Source organism: Teichococcus aerofrigidensis (assembly GCF_054073225.1).
The window spans coordinates 1-18,652 of sequence record NZ_JBSXMU010000023.1 but is presented as its reverse complement, the minus strand read 5'-3'; the positions used below and the strand labels follow the sequence as shown (position 1 = coordinate 18,652).

Here is an 18,652-nt window from a genome sequence, read left to right as displayed (position 1 = left end):
ATCCTTTCTGCCTGTCAGGTCGGCAGCGAAACCGGCTGCGGCCGGGGTTCCAGCGTGGGAATGGCGGCGATCAGCGCGCGGGTATAGGCCTCGCGCGGGGCACCGAAGACGGCGGCGGGGGAGCCGCTCTCGACAATCCGCCCCTGCCGCATGATGGCGACGTGGTGCGCGACATGCCGCACCACGCCAAGGTCATGCGAGATGAAGAGGTAAGAGGTGCCATGCCGCCGCTGCAGCGCCAGGAGTTCGTTGAGGATGGCGGCCTGCACGGAGATGTCGAGCGCGGATGTAGGCTCGTCACAGATCACCAGGCGCGGATGGCCTGCGAAGGCGCGGGCGATGGAGACGCGCTGCTTCTCGCCGCCCGACATCTCACGCGGATAGAGATCGAGGTAGCGCTCGCCGAGCTTCACCGATTCAAGCTGCTCGATGACGCGCCGGCGCAGCGCCCTGCCGGCGAGGCCGCCATAGAGCTGCATCGGCCTGCCGACGATCTCGGCCACCGTGCGGTGCGGGTTCAACGCCGCATCCGGGTTCTGGAAGACGAACTGCACCGCCTGCTGCGCCGGTCGCGGCCGGCGCTGCACCAGCCGCTCCAGCACTGCCTCCTCAAGGCGGATATCGCCTGCCTCCGGCACGATCAGCCCGGCGACACAACGTGCCAGGGTGGACTTGCCCGAGCCGCTCTCGCCGACCACCGCGAGGGTCCGCCCGGCGGGGATGTCGAGCGTCACGTGATCCACCGCGCGCACCGGCGCCGGACCGCGCAGGAACGGGAGCGCCGAGCGGCCGCGGAAGCTGCGGCAGAGATCCACCATCTGCAAGCGGGGCCGGCCTTTCACCGCCGTGGTCACGGCCTCCTCCTCCATCAGCGGTTCCGGCGGCAGGCGCTGATGGATCTCGTCCTGGAAGTGGCAGCGGCTGTGATGCGTGCTTCCGGCGTGCCCGGCGGCATCCAGCTCCGGCATGACATCGTGGCAGGTGGCTTCGGCGATGGCGCAGCGGGGGGAGAAGACGCAGCCGACTGGCGGTGCGCGCAGGTCCGGCAGCCGGCCGGGAATGGCGGCAAGCCGCCGGCGTGGCCCCCCGATCGCAGGCATGGCCCGCATCAGCGCGACGGTATACGGGTGGCGCGGCGCGCGCAGCACCTGCTGCGTCGTGCCCTCCTCGATGAGCTGTCCGGCATAGAGCACGCCGACCCGGTCGCAGACCTGCGCGACGACGCCCATGTTGTGGCTGATGAACAGCACCGCCACGCCGGTCTCGCGGCGCAGCTCGTTCACAAGCTCGAGGATCACCGCCTCGGTCGTGACATCGAGGCCGGTGGTCGGCTCATCCATGATCAGGAGGCGCGGCTGGCAGGCGAGCGCCATGGCGATGACGACGCGCTGCTGCTGTCCGCCGGAGAGCTGGTGTGGGTAGCGGTGCGCGATCTCGGAGGGGTGCGGCAGATGCACTCGCTCCAGCAGCGCGACGGCACGCGTCCAGGCGGTGGACCTGTCCGCGGCCCTGTGCAGGCGGATCGCCTCGGCGATCTGCTCGCCGACCTTGATGGCCGGATTGAGCGCGCTCATCGGGTCCTGGTAGACCATGGCGGCGGTGCGGCCGCGCATACGCGCCAGGGCCGGCTCGGAAAGGGTCATGATGTCCTGGCCATCCACCCGCACCGTGCCGGTGGCCTGGCCCTTGATGTAGCGCATCACCGCATAGGCAACGCTGCTCTTGCCGGAGCCGCTCTCCCCGATCAGCCCCAGCGCCTCGCCCGGGGCAATACTGAAGGAGACGCCGCGCACGGCGCGCAGCGGGCCATAAGTGATGGAGAGGTTGCGCACATCCAGGACGGGCGGAGCAAGCTGGCCTATGGCGTTCACCGCATCCTTCCTCCGCCCGGCAGGGCAAGCCTGTGGCGCAGCCGCTCGCCGAGGAGCACGGTACCGATTGAGGCGAGCGCGATGGCCAGGCAGGGATAGATGACCAGCCAGGGCGCGATCTCGATGAACTGCTGTCCGTCCTTCACCATCAGCCCCCAGGCCGGGGTCGGCGGCGTCACGCCGATGCCGAGATAGGCCAGCGAGGCAGCCAGCAGAATGCCGGATGTCACCCGCAGCGAGAAGTCGACGACGATGATGGGCAGGACGTTGGGCAGCAGCTCGCGGAAGAGAATGAAGCGCCGGCTCTCGCCGCGCGAGCGGGCGGCCTCGATGAACTCGCGGGTGGCGAGATCCACAGTGATGCTGCGAACCAGCCGGGCCGATCGTGGCCAGAAGACAAGGGCGATGGCAGCGATGACATTGATCGGCGCGGGGCCCAGCATGACCACCACCAGCATGGCGAGAATCAGGCCGGGGAAGGACATCAGCGCGTCCATGATGCGCATGATGGTCTCGTCGGCCGCGCCGCGAAGGTAGCCGGCAGCCAGGCCGGTGACGGTGCCGAGCATGACGCCGAGCGCTGCGGCGGCCATGGCAAGCAGCAGGGTGGGGCGGGCGCCGGTCAGCACGCGGGAGAAGACGTCACGGCCGAACTCGTCGGTGCCGAAGGGAAAGGCCAGGCTGGGCGGCTCCAGCGCGTGCAGCGGGTCGAACTCGGTCGCCGAGAGCGGCGAGAGCGAGGGCCCGAGGACCACCAGAACAGCCATGCCCAGCACGATGAAGGCGCCAAGCAGATCGCCCGGCCGGATGCCAGGGACGAGGCGGCGGGCGCTCGGCGCAGCCCCGCTCACGCCCGCAACCTCGGTGTCAGCAGCAGTGCCACGACATCGGCCAGGAGATTTCCGATGCCGTAGGCGGCGGCCACCAGCAGGACCGTGGCCTGGATGACCGGCACGTCGCGGTAGCTGACGGCGTTGGTGACCAGCTGTCCGAGCCCCGCATAGGAGAACAGCGTCTCGACGACTACCAGGCCGCCGATGACGTAGCCTAGATACATGCCGATCTCCGTGATGGTAGGCGGCAGCAGGTTGGGCAAGGCGTGCTTCAGCACCACGCGCCGGAAGGGCACCCCCTTCAGGATGGCGGTGCGCACATAGGGGCTGGCCATGACCTGGATCATGCTGGCACGGGTGATCTGACTGATGAAGGCCAGCATACCGGTGATCAGGACGCAGACGGGCAGCACCAGCGCCTCCGGCCTCGCCAGTGGGTTCTCGTTGGGATCCATCAGGCTGGTGCCAGGAAGAACCGGAAGCCAGATGCTGAAGGCGAGGATGGCGAGCAGGCCGATGACATACTCCGGCAGGGCATAGGCGCCGACGGCGATGGCTCCGATGAGGCGATCGAGCAGCCCGCCCGGCCGGAGTGCCGCGACGATGCCGAGGGCGACAGCCAGCGGCGCCGCGATGGTCAGCGTCAGCAGGCCCAGAATGGCGGAGTTGCCGAGCCGTCCCATCAGCAGGGGCGCGATGGGCTGGCCGTGCTGCAGCGAAGTGCCGAAGTCACCCTGCAGCAGGGCAGTGAGCCAGGCGAGGTATCGCTGGGCCAGCGGCTCGTCGAGGCCAAGGCGCTCGCGCAGCGCCGCAGCCTGCTCCGGTGTCGCCATGTCGCCGAGTACGGCGGTCGCGACGTCGCCCGGCAGCACGTTGACGATGCCGAAGGTCAGCAGCGACACGACCAGCAGCACCACCGCCAGCAGCAACGTCCGACGGAGGATGAAGCCCAGTGCCTGCATCGGCTCAGGCGCTCAGCCAGATGCCGCGGGTCTCGATCGTGCCGTACTTCGGCGGCTCGAAGCCTTGCACCTTCTCCGAGGTGACGCCGACGTAGTTGCGGAAGTAAGGCACCATGCGATCGCTGTGCGCCTGGATCAACTTCAATGCCTCGCCGGCGACCTGCTTGCGCTTCGCCAGGTCCACCTCGGCGATCATTGCGTCGAGCTTGGCGTCCAGACCTGGCGCCACCTCCGTGTTGCCGTAGTTGTAGATCGCCTTGCTGTGATGGATCTTGTAGACCCCGTCGTACAGCGTGGCGGAGCCGGAGAAGTAGGAGGAGTACATCGGCATCTTGCGCGCAACGTTCGCCGCGTACTCTGTATAGGGGATGTCGCGCACCCGGACGGTGATGCCGATCTTGGACGCGGCCTCGGAGAAGGCGAGGACCATCTTGGGTGCCGGTTGGCGGTCGCTGGTCGTATAGGCGTCAATGCTCAACTCCTTGACGCCGGACTCATCGAGCAGCTTCCTTGCGCGCGGCAGGTCCTGCTCGATCACGGGAAGCTGCGGCAGGTAGACGTTGCCGGGAGGCAGCGTCACGTCATTGCCCGGCACGCCCTGGCCGAAGAGCGCGGCGGCAACGATGGCCTTGCGATCGGGAATGTACTGGAAGGCCTGCCGCACCTTCGGGTTTGTGAAGGGCTCCTTGTTCCCCATGATCTGGATGGTGTGGTAGTCGCCGGTCGGCGCCGAATGGGCCTTGAAGCCCGGCAGGCGGCGCATGACGAGGTATGTTTCCAGCGGGATCTGGGTGATGAGGTCCACCTGCCCGCCGCGCATGGCGGCCTGCATGGCTACGGCCTCACGGATGAAGACCATGCGCACGCCGTCCAGATGCTGCACATCCGGGTTCCAGTAGCCATCGAACTTCTCGACAGTGATGGAGCTGCCCGGCTGGAACTCCTTGAAGCGGAAGGGGCCGGTGCCATTGGGTGTCTCGCGCAGGCTATCGATGCCGCGGGCGGGCAGGATGCGGCAGGCGCGATAGGCAAGAACGACGGGGAACTCGCCGAAGGGCATGGTCATGGTGACGCGGAGCTTCGTCGGCCCCTCGGCCGCCACCGACTGCACCGGGCCGAAGGCGCCGAAGCCGGCGCCGGCGCGGGACTTGTCAATCGAGCGCTCGATGGTCGCGGCCACGTCGGCCGAGGTCAGCGTCTGCCCGTCATGGAAGCGCACGCCTTCGCGAAGGGTCAGCAGCCACTCCTGTCCGTCCTTCAGCCCTTCCCAGGCCGTGGCCAGCCAGGGTAGTGGCTGCGCGTCGGCATCAAGCATCACGAGGTTGTCGTAGACCATCTGCGAGAACTCCATGCCGGAGAAGGAGTTCGTCGCCATCGGGTCGAGCATGTCGGGCGGGTCGGGGCGGCAGAAGCGCAGCACGCCGCCCTTGCGCGGGACCACGCCGGACTGCGCATAGGCGCGGCGGCCCGGCAGCAGGGCGGCGCCGGTCAGCGCGGCGGCGCCGCCCAGGATCACGCGGCGGGAGAGGATGAGGTTCGGCATTCGCGGCGGCATCATGGCGGCACGATCTCTCCTAAGGGGGGGCTGTCGTCGTCAGGCGTCAGGCGGCGCTCTGCGTGTGGCGGCTCGGCACGGGCGGCAGGCCGAGGTTCTCGCGCAGGGTGTCGCCCTCGTATTCGGTGCGGAACAGGCCACGGCGCCGCAACTCCGGGATCACGAGTTCGACGAAGTCACGTGCGGAGGTGGGCAGCCAGGGCGGCTGGATGATGAAACCATCGGCGGCGCCTTCGGTGAACCATTGCTCCATGGTGTCCGCGACGGTGTCCGGCGTACCGATCACGCCGAGGTGCCAGAAGCCGGCCGAGATAGCGGCGAAAAGGTCGCGCACCGTCATCCGCTCGCGCCGCGCGCGCTCCATCATGGTCTGGGTGAAGCTCGCATCGCGGCCGGGCGTGTTGTGATGACTGGCCATTGTCATCTCCGGCACCGGCGCATCCAGCGGCAGGTGACTGAGATCCGGGAAATGGTTGATCAGCAGCATGCCATGCGCCACGCGCGGATCGAGCAGATCCTGCGCGCGCTGGAACTTCTGGCGCGCCTCCTCCTCAGTGTGGCCGACAACCGGCATGATGCCGGTCATCACCCTCAGGGCGTGATCGGGGCGGCCATGGGCGGCGAGGCGCCGCTTGACCGCGGCGTAGTAGTCCTGCGCCAGCGGCAGCGTCGGCTGTGCGCTGTAGAGCAGATCGGCCCGCGCCGCCGCGAAGTCGCGCGAATTGGCGGAAGTGCCGGCGGTGCAGACCGGCAGCGAGCCTTGGATCGGCCGGGCTGTGTCCAACGGACCGCGGACCTTGAAGTGGGCGCCCTCATGATCGAGGAAGTGGACCTTCGCGCGATCGAAGTACCGACCACTCGCCTTGTCGCGCAGGAACGCGTCATCGTCCCAGCTGTCCCAAAGCCCGCGCATGACCGACAGGAACTCGGCCGCGCGCTCATGCCGAACCTCGGAGGATTGCGGGTCCTGCTGGCCGAAGTTGCGCGCCTCGTCAGGGCTGGTGCTGGTCACCAGGTTCCAGGCGGCGCGGCCTTTGCTGAGATGGTCGATCGAAGCCAGTCGCCGCGCCAGCGCGTAGGGCTCCATGTAGCTGGTCGAGGCGGTGATGACGAAGCCGACATGCTGCGTCACGGCAGCCAGTGCGGCGCAGAGCAGCGTCGGCTCCAGCTTCAGGTGCCCCTGCTCCATGTCGCGGCGGATCCGCGGATCATCCTGGTTCCGCATTGCCGCCTGATCAGCGAAGAACAGGAAGTCCATCCGTCCCTGTTCGGCAATCTCGGCGCATTCACGATAATGCGCTAACGACAGGCCATTGTCCGCCGGGCTCTCCGGCAGGCGCCAGGCGGCATAGTGGTAGCCTTGGTTGGCGACCGAGAGGCCCAGTCGCATCATGCGCTTGCTCATGACTCAAGCTCCCGCGGCGGCCAGGGCATGGGCGTGGCGGCTGACGGCGGGCCGCAGGCCGAGATTGCCGCGCAGCGTCTTCGCCTCGTATTCGGTGCGGAACAGGCCGCGGCGCTGCAACTCCGGGATCACCAGCGCGACGAAGTCCTCCGAATCCACGGGAATGCAGGGCGACTGAATGTTGAAGCCGTCGGCTGCGCCGGTGGTGAACCACTCTTCCATCAGGTCGGCGATGCTTTCCGGAGTGCCCACCACACCCATGTGCCAGAACCCCGCCGAGACCTTCTCGTAGAGCTGGCGGATGGTCAGCCCGTCCTGCTTCACCTTCTCCAGCAAGGGAGAGGAGAAATGTCCCTTGCGGTTGTCCGGCAGCGGAATGTCCGGGATCTGACCATCGATGTCGTGACCGGTGTAATCAGGGAATCCGTTGACCACGAGCAGGCCGAGGCCGAGGCGCGGCAGGATCAGCTCCTGCATGCGGTCGAACTTGTCGCGCGCCTCGGCCATGGTGCGGCCGACGAAGGGCATGATGCCGGGCAGCACCAGCAGGTCGGACTCGCTGCGGCCGTACTTCGGAAGGCGACGCTTCAGCGAGGCGTAGTAGCCACGCGCGGATTCCAGGTCCGGCTGGCCGCCATAGACCACATCGGCGCAGCGCGCGGCCAGCTCCTGCGCGTTGTCGCTGTCGCCGGCGGTGAAGACCGGGATCTGACGCTGCGGCGATGTCGGCACGTCGAGTGGACCGGCGACGGAGAAGTGCTTGCCCTTGTGCCGCAGCAGGTGCATCCGCTCGCGGTCGAAGAAAATCCCGCGCGCTTTGTCGATGAGGATCGCACCGTCGTCGAAGCTGTCATGCAGACCCTGAAAGACCTCGAGGAACTCGGCGGCGCGCTCATGCCGGTGGTCGGAGGGCAGGACGCGGTCCAGGCCGAAGTTCCTTGCCTCGTCGAGGGAGAACCCCGTCACCATGTTCCACCCGGCGCGCCCGCTGCTCAGCAGATCGAGCGTGGCGAACATCCGGGCCAGATTGTAGGGATGGTTGTAGGTCGTTGAGGCCGTTGCGACCAAGCCGACATGCCGGGTACAGGTCGCCATGGCGGCGAGCAGCGCCATCGGCTCGTGCTTGACGAGCTGGTGCTCCAGGTCGCGGGCGATGGCGGGGTTGTCCAGATCGCGCACAGCGGAGGAGTCCGCCAGGAAGATCAGATCGAAGCGGCCTCGCTCGGCGATCTCGGCGCAACGCCGGAAGTGCTCGAGGCGCATGTTGCCGTCGGCCGGAACGCCGGGGTGGCGCCAGGCCGCGTAATGATAGCCGAGATTGGCGATCGAAAGGCCCAGCCGCATCTGCCGCGTCCGCACGGTCGTGACATTCCCTTCTGGCGCGCGGCGCGGGGCCGCGGCGTGTGAGGAGCGAGGCTGTCCTTGCGGCCTTGACCGAGGATGCCACCGCCATGCCAGTGCTGTGCTTGCCTTCCCGCCCGGCAAGATCAGCGAAAATGCCCGAGGCTGGGAAGCGGAAAATTGCATCGCAACGCAGGTTATTGCAATGCGATATGAAGCTGTGCAGCATGCGGCGGGAGTAAGAGGGGAAGCAGGAATGCCGGGCCACGTCGTCGTCGGGACGATCGATCGCGATCCTTTGCTGGTGCGATCGGTGGGCAAGGCTTTCGCGATGCTGCTGGCCTTCGACAGGCGCAATCCGACCCTGAGCCTGACGCAGCTCGCCGCCGCCACCGGGCTGGATCGCAGCGCGGCGCAACGCTATGCGCACACGCTCGTCGGCCTGGGCTACCTGCGCAAGGACCTGCGCAGCCGGCGCTTCTCCCTTGCTGCGCCGGTGCTCGATCTCGCCAGCCGCTTCATGGGCACCGATCCCCTTCTTGCTGCCGCGCGACCCTATCTGCAGCACCTGAGCGCCGAGACATGCGAGACCGTCAATCTCAGCCTACGGGATGGAACGGAGGTGTTGTTCATCGCCCGCATGGTCGGGCGACAGGTGCTGAACATCGATGTGAGCGTGGGCTCCCGGCATCCGGTCTATTGCACCTCGCCCGGTATCGCCATCCTCTCGGCTCTTCCGGAGGAGGAGGCGCGTCGGATCCTGCAGGCCTGCGACCGCAAGCCGCTGACAGAGATGACGGTCTGGCGGATGGAACCCCTGATGCAGAAGGTTGCCCTGGCGGCCCGGCGTGGCTTCGCCGCGGCTTTCGAGGAGATCTACCATGGCGACCTCGCCGTCGCCGCGGTCATTCGCGATGTGCATGGGAAGCCGTTGGGCGCCATCAACATCGCGGCCCTGCGATCGCGCATGACGCCGGCCGAGGTTGAGCAGCGCTATGCACCCATGGTGATGGAGGCGGCGCAATCCATCTCCCGGGCCTGCATCGCGAGAAGCTAGGCGTGGCCGCATGGCGCGTCGTCGCTGAAGGTCGCGGCGTCCGAGGCTTTATCGCCGGTGTAATGGCGTTGTGAATGGAGGCCGCGATGCCCGGACGCTCGCGCAGGACACCGGTGATCCGCTGAGGAAGGACGGCGCGGGTCCGGCCCTGGCGGAAACGCGCGCCGCGCCGCGCCGGCCACGCCGGGTTTCCTCGGCCGTGCGCTCGATCCGGCTCAGGTTGCGGCGGGCGTCCAGGCCGGCAGCGGGAAGACCCGGTCATAGGCCAGGTTGAAGGCGAAGGTGTAGACCAGGTAGAAGGCGACGATCGCCAGGTCCATCATGAAGGCCTGGGCCAGGCTGATGCCGAGATACCAGGCGATCGGCGGCAGCAGCACCAGCATGAGGCCGGCCTCGAAGAGCAGGGCATGGGCGACGCGCAGCCCGATGCCCTTGCGGGTATGACCGGCGAAGCGCTGCATCGCATGGTCGAAGCCGAGATTGTAGACGTAGTTCCAGGCCGTCGCCGCCATGGCGCTGCCGAGGCCGATGACGCCCATGTCGGTGCCGTGCAGGCCGAGGACGAGGCTGCCCAGGGGAATGATCAGGGCGAGGCCGATGAGTTCGAAGAGGATGGCGTGGCGGATACGGTCGCGGGTGCTGCGCATGGTCGTCTCGGAATTCCAGGGTCGGGCGCCGCCTTTTATCTGTGATATGCCGGGGCTCAAGTTGGCACCTATCCGGATATCAGATGGATGACCCTGTCCTTGGAGCAGCTCCAGGCCTTCGTCGCGGCCGCGGAGGCAGGGTCCTTCTCGGCCGCCGCCCGCAGGCTGCGCAAGGCGCAGTCGGCCGTCAGCACCCAGATCGCCAATCTCGAGATCGACCTTGGGGTGGCACTGTTCCATCGCGCGGGCCGCGTGCCGTCGCTGACCCCGGCGGGGGAGCGGCTGCTGCTGGAGGCGCGCGTGGTGCTCGACCGGCGGGAACACCTGATCGGCGTGGCGCGCAGCCTGGAGCGCGGGGTGGAGAACCGGCTGGTCGTCGCCATCGACGAGCTTTACCCCGAGCATGCCCTGGGCGCGCTCTTCGCCGCGTTCGCCCGGCGCTTCCCGCATGTCGAGCTGGAGCTGCTCTTCCCGCTGATGGAGGATGTCAGCCGGCTGGTGCGCGACGGGGCGGCGGATCTCGGCGTCATGTGGCGCCCGGAGGTCCTGCCGCCGGAGCTGGGCTTCCAGACGATCGGCTGGGTGCCGCTCAAGCTGGTCTGCGGCCGCGAGCACCCCCTGGCCAAGGCCCGCGTCGAATGGGAGGAGCTGAAGCGGCACCGGCAGATCCTGGTCGCCGCGCGCGGCGCCGGGCCGGAGAAGCGGCGCCTGCGGGTGGCGGCCGAGGTCTGGTGGGTGGAGAGCCACTGGGTGATCCTGGAGATGGTCAAGCACGGCATCGGCTGGGCCTTCGTCTCCGACCACGTCATCGCCGCCTCGCCCGCCGCGCCGGACCTGGTGACGCCCGACCTCGAGTTCGACGAGGGCGACTGGCCGGTGGCGCTGGAGCTGGTGTGGCACAAGCAGCGGCCGCGCGGCCCTGCCGCCGCCTGGCTGCGCGAGCGTTTCGCGGCGGCGGGGCGCGAGGCGCTGTCGCGGGTGGCCCGGCGCGGCTGAGGGGCGCGGTCCCGATCCGCCTTCCATCTTGCCCCGGCGGGCCGGCCTCGCCATACCCTGCGGCGTGGCCCATGACCTGACCTCCGCCGCCGGGCGCCGCGCCGCCTGGATCAACAGCCTCCTCGTCGATCATGCCCTGCTGCGCCTCGGCTGGCGCAACTGGGGCGTGGTCGAGGCCGGGCGGCTCTACCGCTCCAACCATCCGAGCCCCTGGCAGCTGCGCCGCGCCGTGCGGCGCTTCGGCATCCGCAGCCTCGTGAACCTGCGCGGCCATCGCGAGGCCTGCGGCTCCGACGCGCTGGGGCGCGCCATGGCCGCGGAGCTGGGCCTCGCCCATGTCGACGCGCCGCTGGAATCGCGCGGCGCGCCGCACCGCGACCGCATCCTGCGCCTGGCGCGGATCTTCGGCGAGCTGCCGGAGCCGGTGCTGATCCATTGCAAGTCCGGCGCCGACCGCACCGGTCTGGCGGCCGGTCTCTGGCTGATGCTGCAGGGCCGGCCGGTGGAGGAGGCGATGCGCCAGCTCTCCTGGCGCCACGGCCACGTCCCGGCGAGCAAGACCGGCATCCTGGATGCCTTCTTCCGGGACTATGCCCGCTTCCTGCGGCAGCACGGCCCCAAGCCTTTCCTCGACTGGGTGCGGGAGGATTATGACGAGGACGCGCTGCGCGCCGCCTTCCGCAGCCGCCCCTGGGCCGACCGGCTGGTCGACGGCATCCTGCGGCGGGAATAGGCGGCGCCGGCGTCAGCCGGCCGCGAAGGCCTGCGTCCGCACCATCCGCGCATAGAGCCCGTCCCGCGCCATCAGCTCGGCATGGGTGCCGCTCTCGGTGGCGCGCCCCTCCTGCATGACGATGATGCGGTCCGCCTCCTGCACCGTCGCCAGGCGGTGCGCGACGACGAGGGTGGTGCGCCCGGCCCGCAGCCTCTCCAGCGCCCGGCCGATGGCGGCCTCGTTCTCGGCGTCCAGCGCGCTGGTCGCCTCGTCCAGCAGCAGCACGCGCGGATTGCGCAGCAGGGCGCGGGCCAGGGCGATGCGCTGCTTCTGCCCGCCCGAGAGGCGCGAGCCCCCGGGCCCGAGCACCGTGTCGTAGCCCTGCGGGAGCGCGGCGATGAAGTCGTGCGCGGCGGCGGCGCGGGCCGCCGCCTCCACCTCCGCCCGCCCGGCGCCGGGATGGCCGCAGGCGATGTTGGCCAGCGCCGTGTCGTCGAAGATCACCGCGTCCTGCCCGACATAGGCCATGGCGCCGCGCAGGCTCTCCAGCGTCACGGAACGGATCTCGGCGCCGTCCAGCGTGATGCGCCCGGCCGTCGGGTCGTAGAGGCGTGGCAGCAGGGCGAGGGCGGTGGACTTGCCGGCGCCGGAGGGGCCGACCAGCGCCACCGTCTGCCCCGGCTCGGCGGTGAGCGAGAGATCCTCCAGCGCCGCCTGCGGGGCGGCCGCGTCGCCGCCCGGATAGTGGAAGCCGACATGCTCCAGCACCAGCCGCCCCGGCCCCTCGGGCAGCGGTGGCGCGCCGTCCGGCGTGGTGATGGCGGGGCGCCGGTCCATCACCGAGAACACCCGGATCAGCCCGCCGAAGCCTTCCTGCAGGGCCGCGTTCAGCGCGCCCAGCGAGCGCATCGGCCGCGTCGCCAGCAGCAGCGCGGAGATGAAGCCGGTGAACTCGCCCACCGTGCCGCGCCCGGTCGAGACCTTCCAGCCGACGAAGGCCAGCACCCCGGCGACCGCGACGCCGCCGAGCGCCTCCAGGATCGGGTCGAGCTTGGCGCGGGTGCGGGCGATGGAGAGCAGCGCCTCGCGCAGATCGGCAAAGGCGCGGCCGGCGCGATGCTCCTCCTGCGCCTCCAGTCCGTAGGTGCGGACCACGCGGGCGGCGGCGAAGCTCTCGGTCAGCAGGGCGGCGGTGTCGCCGACGCGCGCCTGCATGCCGCTCGACGCCCGGCGGATGCGCTTGCCGAGCTTCATCACCGGCACCACCGCCACCGGATAGATGACCGCCAGGATCAGGCTCATGTGCCAGTCCAGCCAGACCATCGCGGCGGCGAGGCCGATGACGGTGAGCCCGTCGGCCAGGGCGTTGATCGCCTTGGTCAGCGCCTCGCGGATCGCCTGGGCATCGGCGGTGAAGCGGGCGGCATGGCGGGCCGGGGCGTCATGCGCGACCAGCGCGAGGTCGGTGCGGGTCAGGGCGCGGAACAGGTCGTTCTGGATGCGCTCGATGACGCGCAGCACCACCGCCTGCACCGAGATGGCCTGGCCGTACTGCGCCAGCGACTTCGCGGCGGTGAGCAGGATGATGGCCGGCGGGATCAGCCAGACGATGCGCCCGTCGCCGGCGGTGAACAGGTCGAAGGCCTGCTGGATGACCAGCGGATAGAGCGCGGTCAGCCCCGCCAGCGCCCCGGTGCAGACCAGGGCGAGCAGGATGCCGCCCTTGTGATGCCGGACATAATGCCGCCAGAGGCGGGCGGTCAGGGCGCGGGTGGTCTCGGGGGGCGGAAGGGCAGCGGCCATGCCGCCGCGCTTAGAGCCTTCGGGGGCGGCGGCAAAGGGGCTTCTGTCCGGACCGGTGGCCACTGGAGCCGGCTTGCCAGATCTATTTAACATAAGTATATCTTTATGTGTCGCCGGTCCCGCGCGAGCGGGTGAAAAGGGAACGCCGTGCGCTCCGGCCGGGCCATCGCGCCCGGGAGCCAGTCGGCGGCTGCCCCCGCAACTGTCAGCGGCGTGCCGCTGGCCCATTCGCCGTGGAAGCCTCCGCGGCGGGCCACTGCGCCACCCTCCGGGGCGCGCGGGAAGGCCGGGCCGGCGGTGTCCTGGGCGCCATGCCCCGGAACGCCGCGAGCCAGGAGACCTGCCGGCGTCGCACCAGACCAGGCCGCCGGGCGGGGTGAACCGGAGGCAGGACCGAGAGCATGACGACCTTCCAACGGGGCCCCTCCGGCCCGGCCACCGCCACCGCCCGGCCGGAGGGCGGCGCATGACCGTCGCCGCCAATCTGGGCTTCCCCCGCATCGGCGCCCGGCGCGAGCTGAAATCCGCGCTGGAGGCGCACTGGGCGGGCGAACTGGACGAGGCCGGTCTGCTGGAGGCCGCGCGGGGCCTGCGCCAGCGGCACTGGCAGCTCCAGGCCGGCCAGGGCATCAGCCACATCCCGAGCAACGATTTCGCGCTCTACGACCAGGTGCTCGACACTGCCGGCATGCTGGGCGCCATCCCCGAGGGCTATGGCTGGCGAGGTGGGCCGGTGTCGCTCGCGACCGCCTTCGCCCTGGCGCGCGGCGCGCGTGGCACCGCGGCCGAGCGGTCCGCCGGCATCGCGGCCGGCCTGCCGGCGCTCGAGATGACCAAGTGGTTCGACACCAACTACCACTACCTGGTGCCGCGCCTCTCCGCCGGGCAGCGCTTCGAGCTGACGGAGAACCGCCCCCTGGCGGCCTTCCGCGAGGCCCTGCCGCTGCGCACCCGCCCGGTGCTGCTCGGCCCGGTCAGCTTCCTGCTGCTCAGCAAGACGGAGGACGGCTCGGACCCGCTCGGCCTGCTGGACCGCCTGCTGCCGCTCTATGCCAGGCTCCTGGGCGAACTGGCCGCAGCGAACTGCGCCTGGGTGCAGATGGACGAGCCCGCCCTGGCGCTCGATCTCCCCGAGGCGGCGCGCGAGGCCTTCCGCCGCGCCTATGCCGCCCTGGCGGAGGGCGCCACGCCCGACCTGCTGCTGACCAGCTATTTCGGCCCGATGGCCGACAATCTGGCCACCGCCGCCAGCCTGCCGGTGGCCGGGCTGCATCTCGACCTGGTTCGCGGCGCGGCCGACCTGGAGCCGGCGCTCGATCTGCTCCCCCCGGAGCGCTGGCTGTCGCTCGGTCTGGTGGACGGCCGCAATGTCTGGCGTTGCGACCTGCGCGCGGCGCTGGGCACCCTGCGGCGGGTGGCGGAGCGGCGGGGGACACGGCGGCTGATCGTCGCCCCCTCCTGCAGCCTGCTGCATGTCCCGGTCGATCTGGCGCAGGAGGGCGGGGAGGGCCAGCGGGGGCTCGACCCGGCGGTACGGTCCTGGCTCGCCTTCGCCACCCAGAAGCTGGAGGAGGTGGCCGCCCTGGCACGCGGCCTGGACGAGGGCGAGGCCGCCATCGCCCAGGCCCTGGCCGCCAGCGACCGGGCGCGGCAGGGGCGGGCGGAGAGCGCCGCCGCGCACCGGCCCGAGGTGCGGGCGCGCCTCGCCGCCGTGACGCCGGAGATGGCCCGGCGCGCCGGCGCCTTCCCGGCCCGCCGCGCGGCACAGCGGGCACGGCTCGGCCTGCCCGACTTTCCCACCACCACCATCGGCTCCTTCCCGCAGACGCCCGAGGTGCGGCAGGCCCGCGCCGCCCTGGCGCGCGGCACGCTGGACGCGGAGGGCTACGAGCGGCGGGTCGAGGCCTGGATCGACGAGGCCCTGCGCTGGCAGGAGGAGGTCGGGCTCGACGTGCTGGTGCATGGCGAGTTCGAGCGCAACGACATGGTGAAGTACTTCGGCGAGCAGCTCGACGGCTACGCCTTCACCCGGCATGGCTGGGTGCAGTCCTACGGCAGCCGCTGCGTCGCGCCGCCGATCATCTGGGGCGACGTGGCGCGGCCGGGGTCCATGACGGTGCGCTGGGCGGCCTACGCGCAGTCGCGCAGCGCGCGGCCGGTCAAGGGCATGCTGACCGGGCCGGTGACCATGCTGCAATGGTCCTTCGTGCGCGACGACATCCCGCGCGCCGAGGTCTGCCGCCAGATCGCCCTGGCGCTGCGGGACGAGGTGACGGAGCTGGAGGCGGCCGGCATCGCCGTGATCCAGGTCGACGAGCCGGCCTTCCGCGAGGGGCTGCCGCTGCGCCGCGCGGCCTAGCAGGCCTATCTGGACTGGGCGGTGGAGAGCTTCCGCCTGGCCACGGCCGGGGTGCGGGACGACACCGCCATCCCCACCCACATGTGCTACTCCGAGTTCAACGACATCCTGCCCGCCATCGCGGCGATGGATGCCGATGCCATCTCGATCGAGACGACACGCAGCCGGATGGAGCTGCTCGATGCCTTCGCGCCCCGTCCGGGCGGGGGCGAGGAGGCGGCCTGGCCGGCCGAGATCGGCCCCGGCATCTGGGACATCCACAGCCCGCGCGTGCCGGAGGCGGCGGAGATGGCGGAACTGCTTCGGCTGGCGCGGAGGCGGCTGGCCGACTGGCAGATCTGGGTCAACTCGGATTGCGGGCTGAAGACCCGCCGCTGGGAGGAGGTGCGCCCCGCGCTGGAGCACATGGTCGCCGCCGCGCGCACGCTCCGCGCCGAGGCGGGGGGAAGCGGGACCGGCACAGCCTGAGCGGGCGCGCGCCGGAGAGGGGGCGGGGCCGCCATGGCCCCGTCCAGGGAGGGATCAGCGGGCGGCGGTCCGGGCCTCGCCCGGCAGGGGGGCTGGCGTGGCGGCCGGCAGGGCGGAGGCCGCGGGGCGGCCGTTCACCAGCAGGGTGACGATGCCGACCAGCGCCACGGCGGCGACGTAATGCGCCGGGCCCAGAGGGTCGATCGCCACCAGGCCGGAGACCAGCAGCGGCGTCAGCCCGCCGAAGATCGCATAGGCCACGTTGTAGGCGAAGGAGACGCCGGTGAAGCGGATCGGCGGCGGGAAGGCGTGGATCATCACGAAGGGCACCACGGTGATGCCGCCGATCGCCACGCCGGCCAGGGCGTAGAGCGGCACCAGCAGATCGGGCCGCAGACCGGCGCCGATGTAGAGCGCGTAGGTGGTGGCCAGCAGCGCCAGCCCGCCGGCGATGCCTACCCGGATGCTGCCGAAGCGGTCCAGCAGCCAGCCGCAGAGGATGGCCGAGACGCTCAGCGTGAAGGTCGCCGCCAGATTGCCGCGCAGCGTCTCGGCCGGGGTGAGGCCGTGCAGCTTCTGTAGCAGCGTGGGCGTCATCAGGATGACGACCACGATGGCGGCGGTCAGCATCCAGGTCATCAGCATGGAGATCGCCACGCCGCGGCCGTGCCCGGCCAGCACCCGCTTGATCGGCAGGTCGCGCGTCAGCTCGGCGCGGCGGCGCATCTCCTCGAAGACCGGTGTCTCGCGCAGGAAGCGGCGCAGGTACATGGCCAGCAGCCCGAAGACGCCGCCGATCAGGAAGGCGATGCGCCAGCCCCAGGCGGCGACCTCGGCGGGGGTCATGGCGGTGTTGATGGCGGTGGCCATCAGCGAGCCCAGCATGATGCCGCCGGTGAGGCCGCCGGTCAGCATGCCGACGGCGAGGCCGACATGGCGCGGCGGCACATGTTCGGAGACGAAGACCCAGGCGCCCGGCCCCTCGCCGCCGATCGCGGCCCCCTGCATCATGCGGAAGATCAGCAGCAGGATCGGCGCGGCATAGCCCAGCGTCGCATAGGTCGGCGTCAGGCCGATCAGCAGCGTCGGCACCGCCATCAGGAAGATGGAGAAGGTGAACATGCGCTTGCGGCCGAGCTTGTCGCCGAAATGCGCCATGACCAGGCCGCCGAGCGGCCGCGCCAGGTAGCCGGCGGCGAAGATGCCGAAGGTCTGCAACTGCTGCAGCCAGTCGGGCATGCCGGGCGGGAAGAACAGGTGGCTGATGGCGGCGGCGAAGAAGACGAAGATGATGAAGTCGTAGAACTCGAGCGCGCCGCCAAGCGAGGCGAGGATGAGGGTGCGTAGATCCTGACGCGACAGGCTACGGGTGCTGGAGGATCTGCTGGGCTCGGTCATCGCTCTCTGCCAATCGCGCGGGAAGGCGGACCGATGCGGTTCGTTTCAAGCAGGCGGCCCAGGCGGTAATTTTAAGTCGCCGGGCTCGCGATTCCAGCAGCGGCTGCTTGATGCAGCCCTGCATCGGGGGCGGGGCTGGCCCGCCCCCCATGGCCCGTCCTCAGGCGGCGGGGGGCGTGCTGCCGGAGGTGGCCCCGCTGGAGATGGACCCGCTGGAGATGGCCTGGCTCAGCCTCGCCTCCTGCTCGGGGGAGAGCGAGGAGCGCAGCACCCGCCCCCGCACGCCCTTCAGCTCGGCCAGCACCTTCTCGGGCTGCACCTTGCGGACCAGCACGAAGAGCGCCGAGCTGTTGGGCGGGATGGTGTCGGCCAGGGATTTGATGAGGCCGTCATCGATGCCGTAATCCGTCATCGAGCCGGAGATGGCGCCGGTTCCGGCGCCGACCAAGCCGCCGATGGCCAGCCCCGCCAGGGGATTGAGGAAGAGCAGCCCGACCAGCGAGCCCCAGAGGGCGCCGGACAGCCCGCCCGAGGCGGCACCCACCGCCGCCAGGTTGATGCTCTGCTTGAGGTTCACCTTGCCGTCGCCGTCGCGCACCGCGACCACGGCATCCTCCAGGTCGACCAGATACTCCTTCTTCATGCGGACCAGCTCGCCCAGCACGCGGTCGGCCTCGGTCGGGCTGTCGAAGCCCACGACGATCAGTTCAGACATATCAGGCTGCTCCTCCGGCGTTCATACGGGGAGCTTAGGTCCGCTGCCGCCTCCCGGTTACGTCATGATTGCGTGACACCTCCGCCGGGCGTGCTGCGCAGCAGTCCGGCCAGCGCCGCGCGGCTTTCCTCGGCGGAGGCGCGGCAGCCATCCTCGACCCACCAGCGCCGCGCCGCCGCCAGCGCCTGGCCGAGCGCCGGGCCCGGAGCGACGCCGAGCGCCAGGACATCCCGCCCCTGCAGGGGAAAGACCGGGCGCGGCGTGGCGGCGATGCGGGCGCGCAGGGCGGCGCGGTCGGCGCCGTCCCGCGCTTCCGCCAGCAGGGCACGGTCTGTGGCCAGGCCGGGCGGCAGCTCCGCCAGCCAGCGGCGCAGCGCCGCCTCCCGCAGATCCGGTGCCGGCGGAGGGGTCTCGAGCAGCGCGCGCAGGCGCTTCGCCTCCTCGCCCGAGAAGCGCAGGCGCGTGGCCAGGGCGGCCGCCGTCCCGCCCTCGGGCGGCAGCAGGGCGGCGAGGCGCAGCATCGGGCC

General features: G+C 70.5%; 13 protein-coding genes, 2 pseudogenes and 1 riboswitch. Of the genes and pseudogenes, 4 read left to right on the top strand and 11 right to left on the bottom strand.

From position 1 onward, the window contains the following. Positions 1–14: 14 nt before the first annotated feature. Genes ACVMLK_RS07560 through ACVMLK_RS07535 form a run of 6 tightly spaced genes read right to left on the bottom strand, consistent with a single transcriptional unit; the run spans position 15 to position 7,970 of the window. The gene (locus tag ACVMLK_RS07560; RefSeq protein ID WP_457486045.1) at positions 15–1,871 is read right to left on the bottom strand and encodes a dipeptide ABC transporter ATP-binding protein; all 1,857 of its coding nucleotides are present in this window, start codon (positions 1,869–1,871) and stop codon (positions 15–17) included. Continuing rightward, positions 1,868–2,722, bottom strand: coding sequence for an ABC transporter permease (locus ACVMLK_RS07555; protein ID WP_457486044.1), 855 nt, complete (start codon positions 2,720–2,722; stop codon positions 1,868–1,870). The genes ACVMLK_RS07560 and ACVMLK_RS07555 overlap by 4 nt, the downstream gene beginning before the upstream one ends. Beyond that, positions 2,719–3,666, bottom strand: a complete 948-nt coding sequence (locus tag ACVMLK_RS07550) for an ABC transporter permease (protein WP_198365496.1) — start codon at positions 3,664–3,666, stop codon at positions 2,719–2,721. Before ACVMLK_RS07550 ends, ACVMLK_RS07555 begins: the two co-directional genes overlap by 4 nt. Before the next feature lie 4 nt (positions 3,667–3,670). After that, on the bottom strand, positions 3,671–5,209 hold the full coding sequence (locus ACVMLK_RS07545; protein WP_198365497.1) for an ABC transporter substrate-binding protein: 1,539 nt from the start codon (positions 5,207–5,209) through the stop codon (positions 3,671–3,673). A 58-nt stretch (positions 5,210–5,267) separates the two neighbouring features. Further along, positions 5,268–6,626, bottom strand: coding sequence for an LLM class flavin-dependent oxidoreductase (locus tag ACVMLK_RS07540; protein ID WP_457486043.1), 1,359 nt, complete (start codon positions 6,624–6,626; stop codon positions 5,268–5,270). A gap of 3 nt (positions 6,627–6,629) precedes the next feature. Then, entirely contained in the window at positions 6,630–7,970 is a 1,341-nt protein-coding gene (locus ACVMLK_RS07535) for an LLM class flavin-dependent oxidoreductase (protein ID WP_198365499.1), read from the bottom strand. A gap of 253 nt (positions 7,971–8,223) precedes the next feature. Here ACVMLK_RS07535 and ACVMLK_RS07530 point away from each other — a divergent pair, with 253 nt between their 5' ends. Next, positions 8,224–9,024, top strand: coding sequence for an IclR family transcriptional regulator (locus tag ACVMLK_RS07530; protein ID WP_457486042.1), 801 nt, complete (start codon positions 8,224–8,226; stop codon positions 9,022–9,024). 215 nt (positions 9,025–9,239) lie between these two features. On the opposite strand, the gene ACVMLK_RS07525 is transcribed toward ACVMLK_RS07530, so the two are convergent. Then, entirely contained in the window at positions 9,240–9,671 is a 432-nt protein-coding gene (locus ACVMLK_RS07525; protein ID WP_457486041.1) for a PACE efflux transporter, read from the bottom strand. An 87-nt stretch (positions 9,672–9,758) separates the two neighbouring features. Between ACVMLK_RS07525 and ACVMLK_RS07520 the strand changes: the two genes are divergently transcribed. Both ACVMLK_RS07520 and ACVMLK_RS07515 read left to right on the top strand, forming a co-directional pair. Next, positions 9,759–10,667, top strand: a complete 909-nt coding sequence (locus ACVMLK_RS07520; protein ID WP_457486040.1) for a LysR family transcriptional regulator — start codon at positions 9,759–9,761, stop codon at positions 10,665–10,667. A 64-nt stretch (positions 10,668–10,731) separates the two neighbouring features. Next, positions 10,732–11,400, top strand: a complete 669-nt coding sequence (locus tag ACVMLK_RS07515) for a tyrosine-protein phosphatase (RefSeq protein ID WP_457486039.1) — start codon at positions 10,732–10,734, stop codon at positions 11,398–11,400. A 12-nt stretch (positions 11,401–11,412) separates the two neighbouring features. Here ACVMLK_RS07515 and ACVMLK_RS07510 read toward each other — a convergent pair whose 3' ends face one another. After that, a complete protein-coding gene (locus tag ACVMLK_RS07510) occupies positions 11,413–13,185 on the bottom strand; it encodes an ABC transporter ATP-binding protein (RefSeq protein WP_198365504.1) in 1,773 nt (590 codons plus the stop codon). A gap of 97 nt (positions 13,186–13,282) precedes the next feature. Further along, positions 13,283–13,547: riboswitch (cobalamin riboswitch) on the top strand. 104 nt (positions 13,548–13,651) lie between these two features. Here ACVMLK_RS07510 and metE point away from each other — a divergent pair. Beyond that, positions 13,652–16,012, top strand: a pseudogene (metE, locus tag ACVMLK_RS07505) (5-methyltetrahydropteroyltriglutamate--homocysteine S-methyltransferase). A 54-nt stretch (positions 16,013–16,066) separates the two neighbouring features. Here the strand turns inward: metE and ACVMLK_RS07500 are convergent. From ACVMLK_RS07500 to ACVMLK_RS07490, 3 genes and pseudogenes are all read right to left on the bottom strand, one after another. After that, the gene (locus tag ACVMLK_RS07500) at positions 16,067–17,410 is read right to left on the bottom strand and encodes an MFS transporter (protein ID WP_457486038.1); all 1,344 of its coding nucleotides are present in this window, start codon (positions 17,408–17,410) and stop codon (positions 16,067–16,069) included. Between the two features lie 160 nt (positions 17,411–17,570). Next, on the bottom strand, positions 17,571–18,125 hold the full coding sequence (locus tag ACVMLK_RS07495) for a DUF1269 domain-containing protein (RefSeq protein WP_198365507.1): 555 nt from the start codon (positions 18,123–18,125) through the stop codon (positions 17,571–17,573). Between the two features lie 62 nt (positions 18,126–18,187). Continuing rightward, positions 18,188–18,652 (bottom strand): annotated as a pseudogene (locus ACVMLK_RS07490) (CCA tRNA nucleotidyltransferase); the annotation flags it as partial.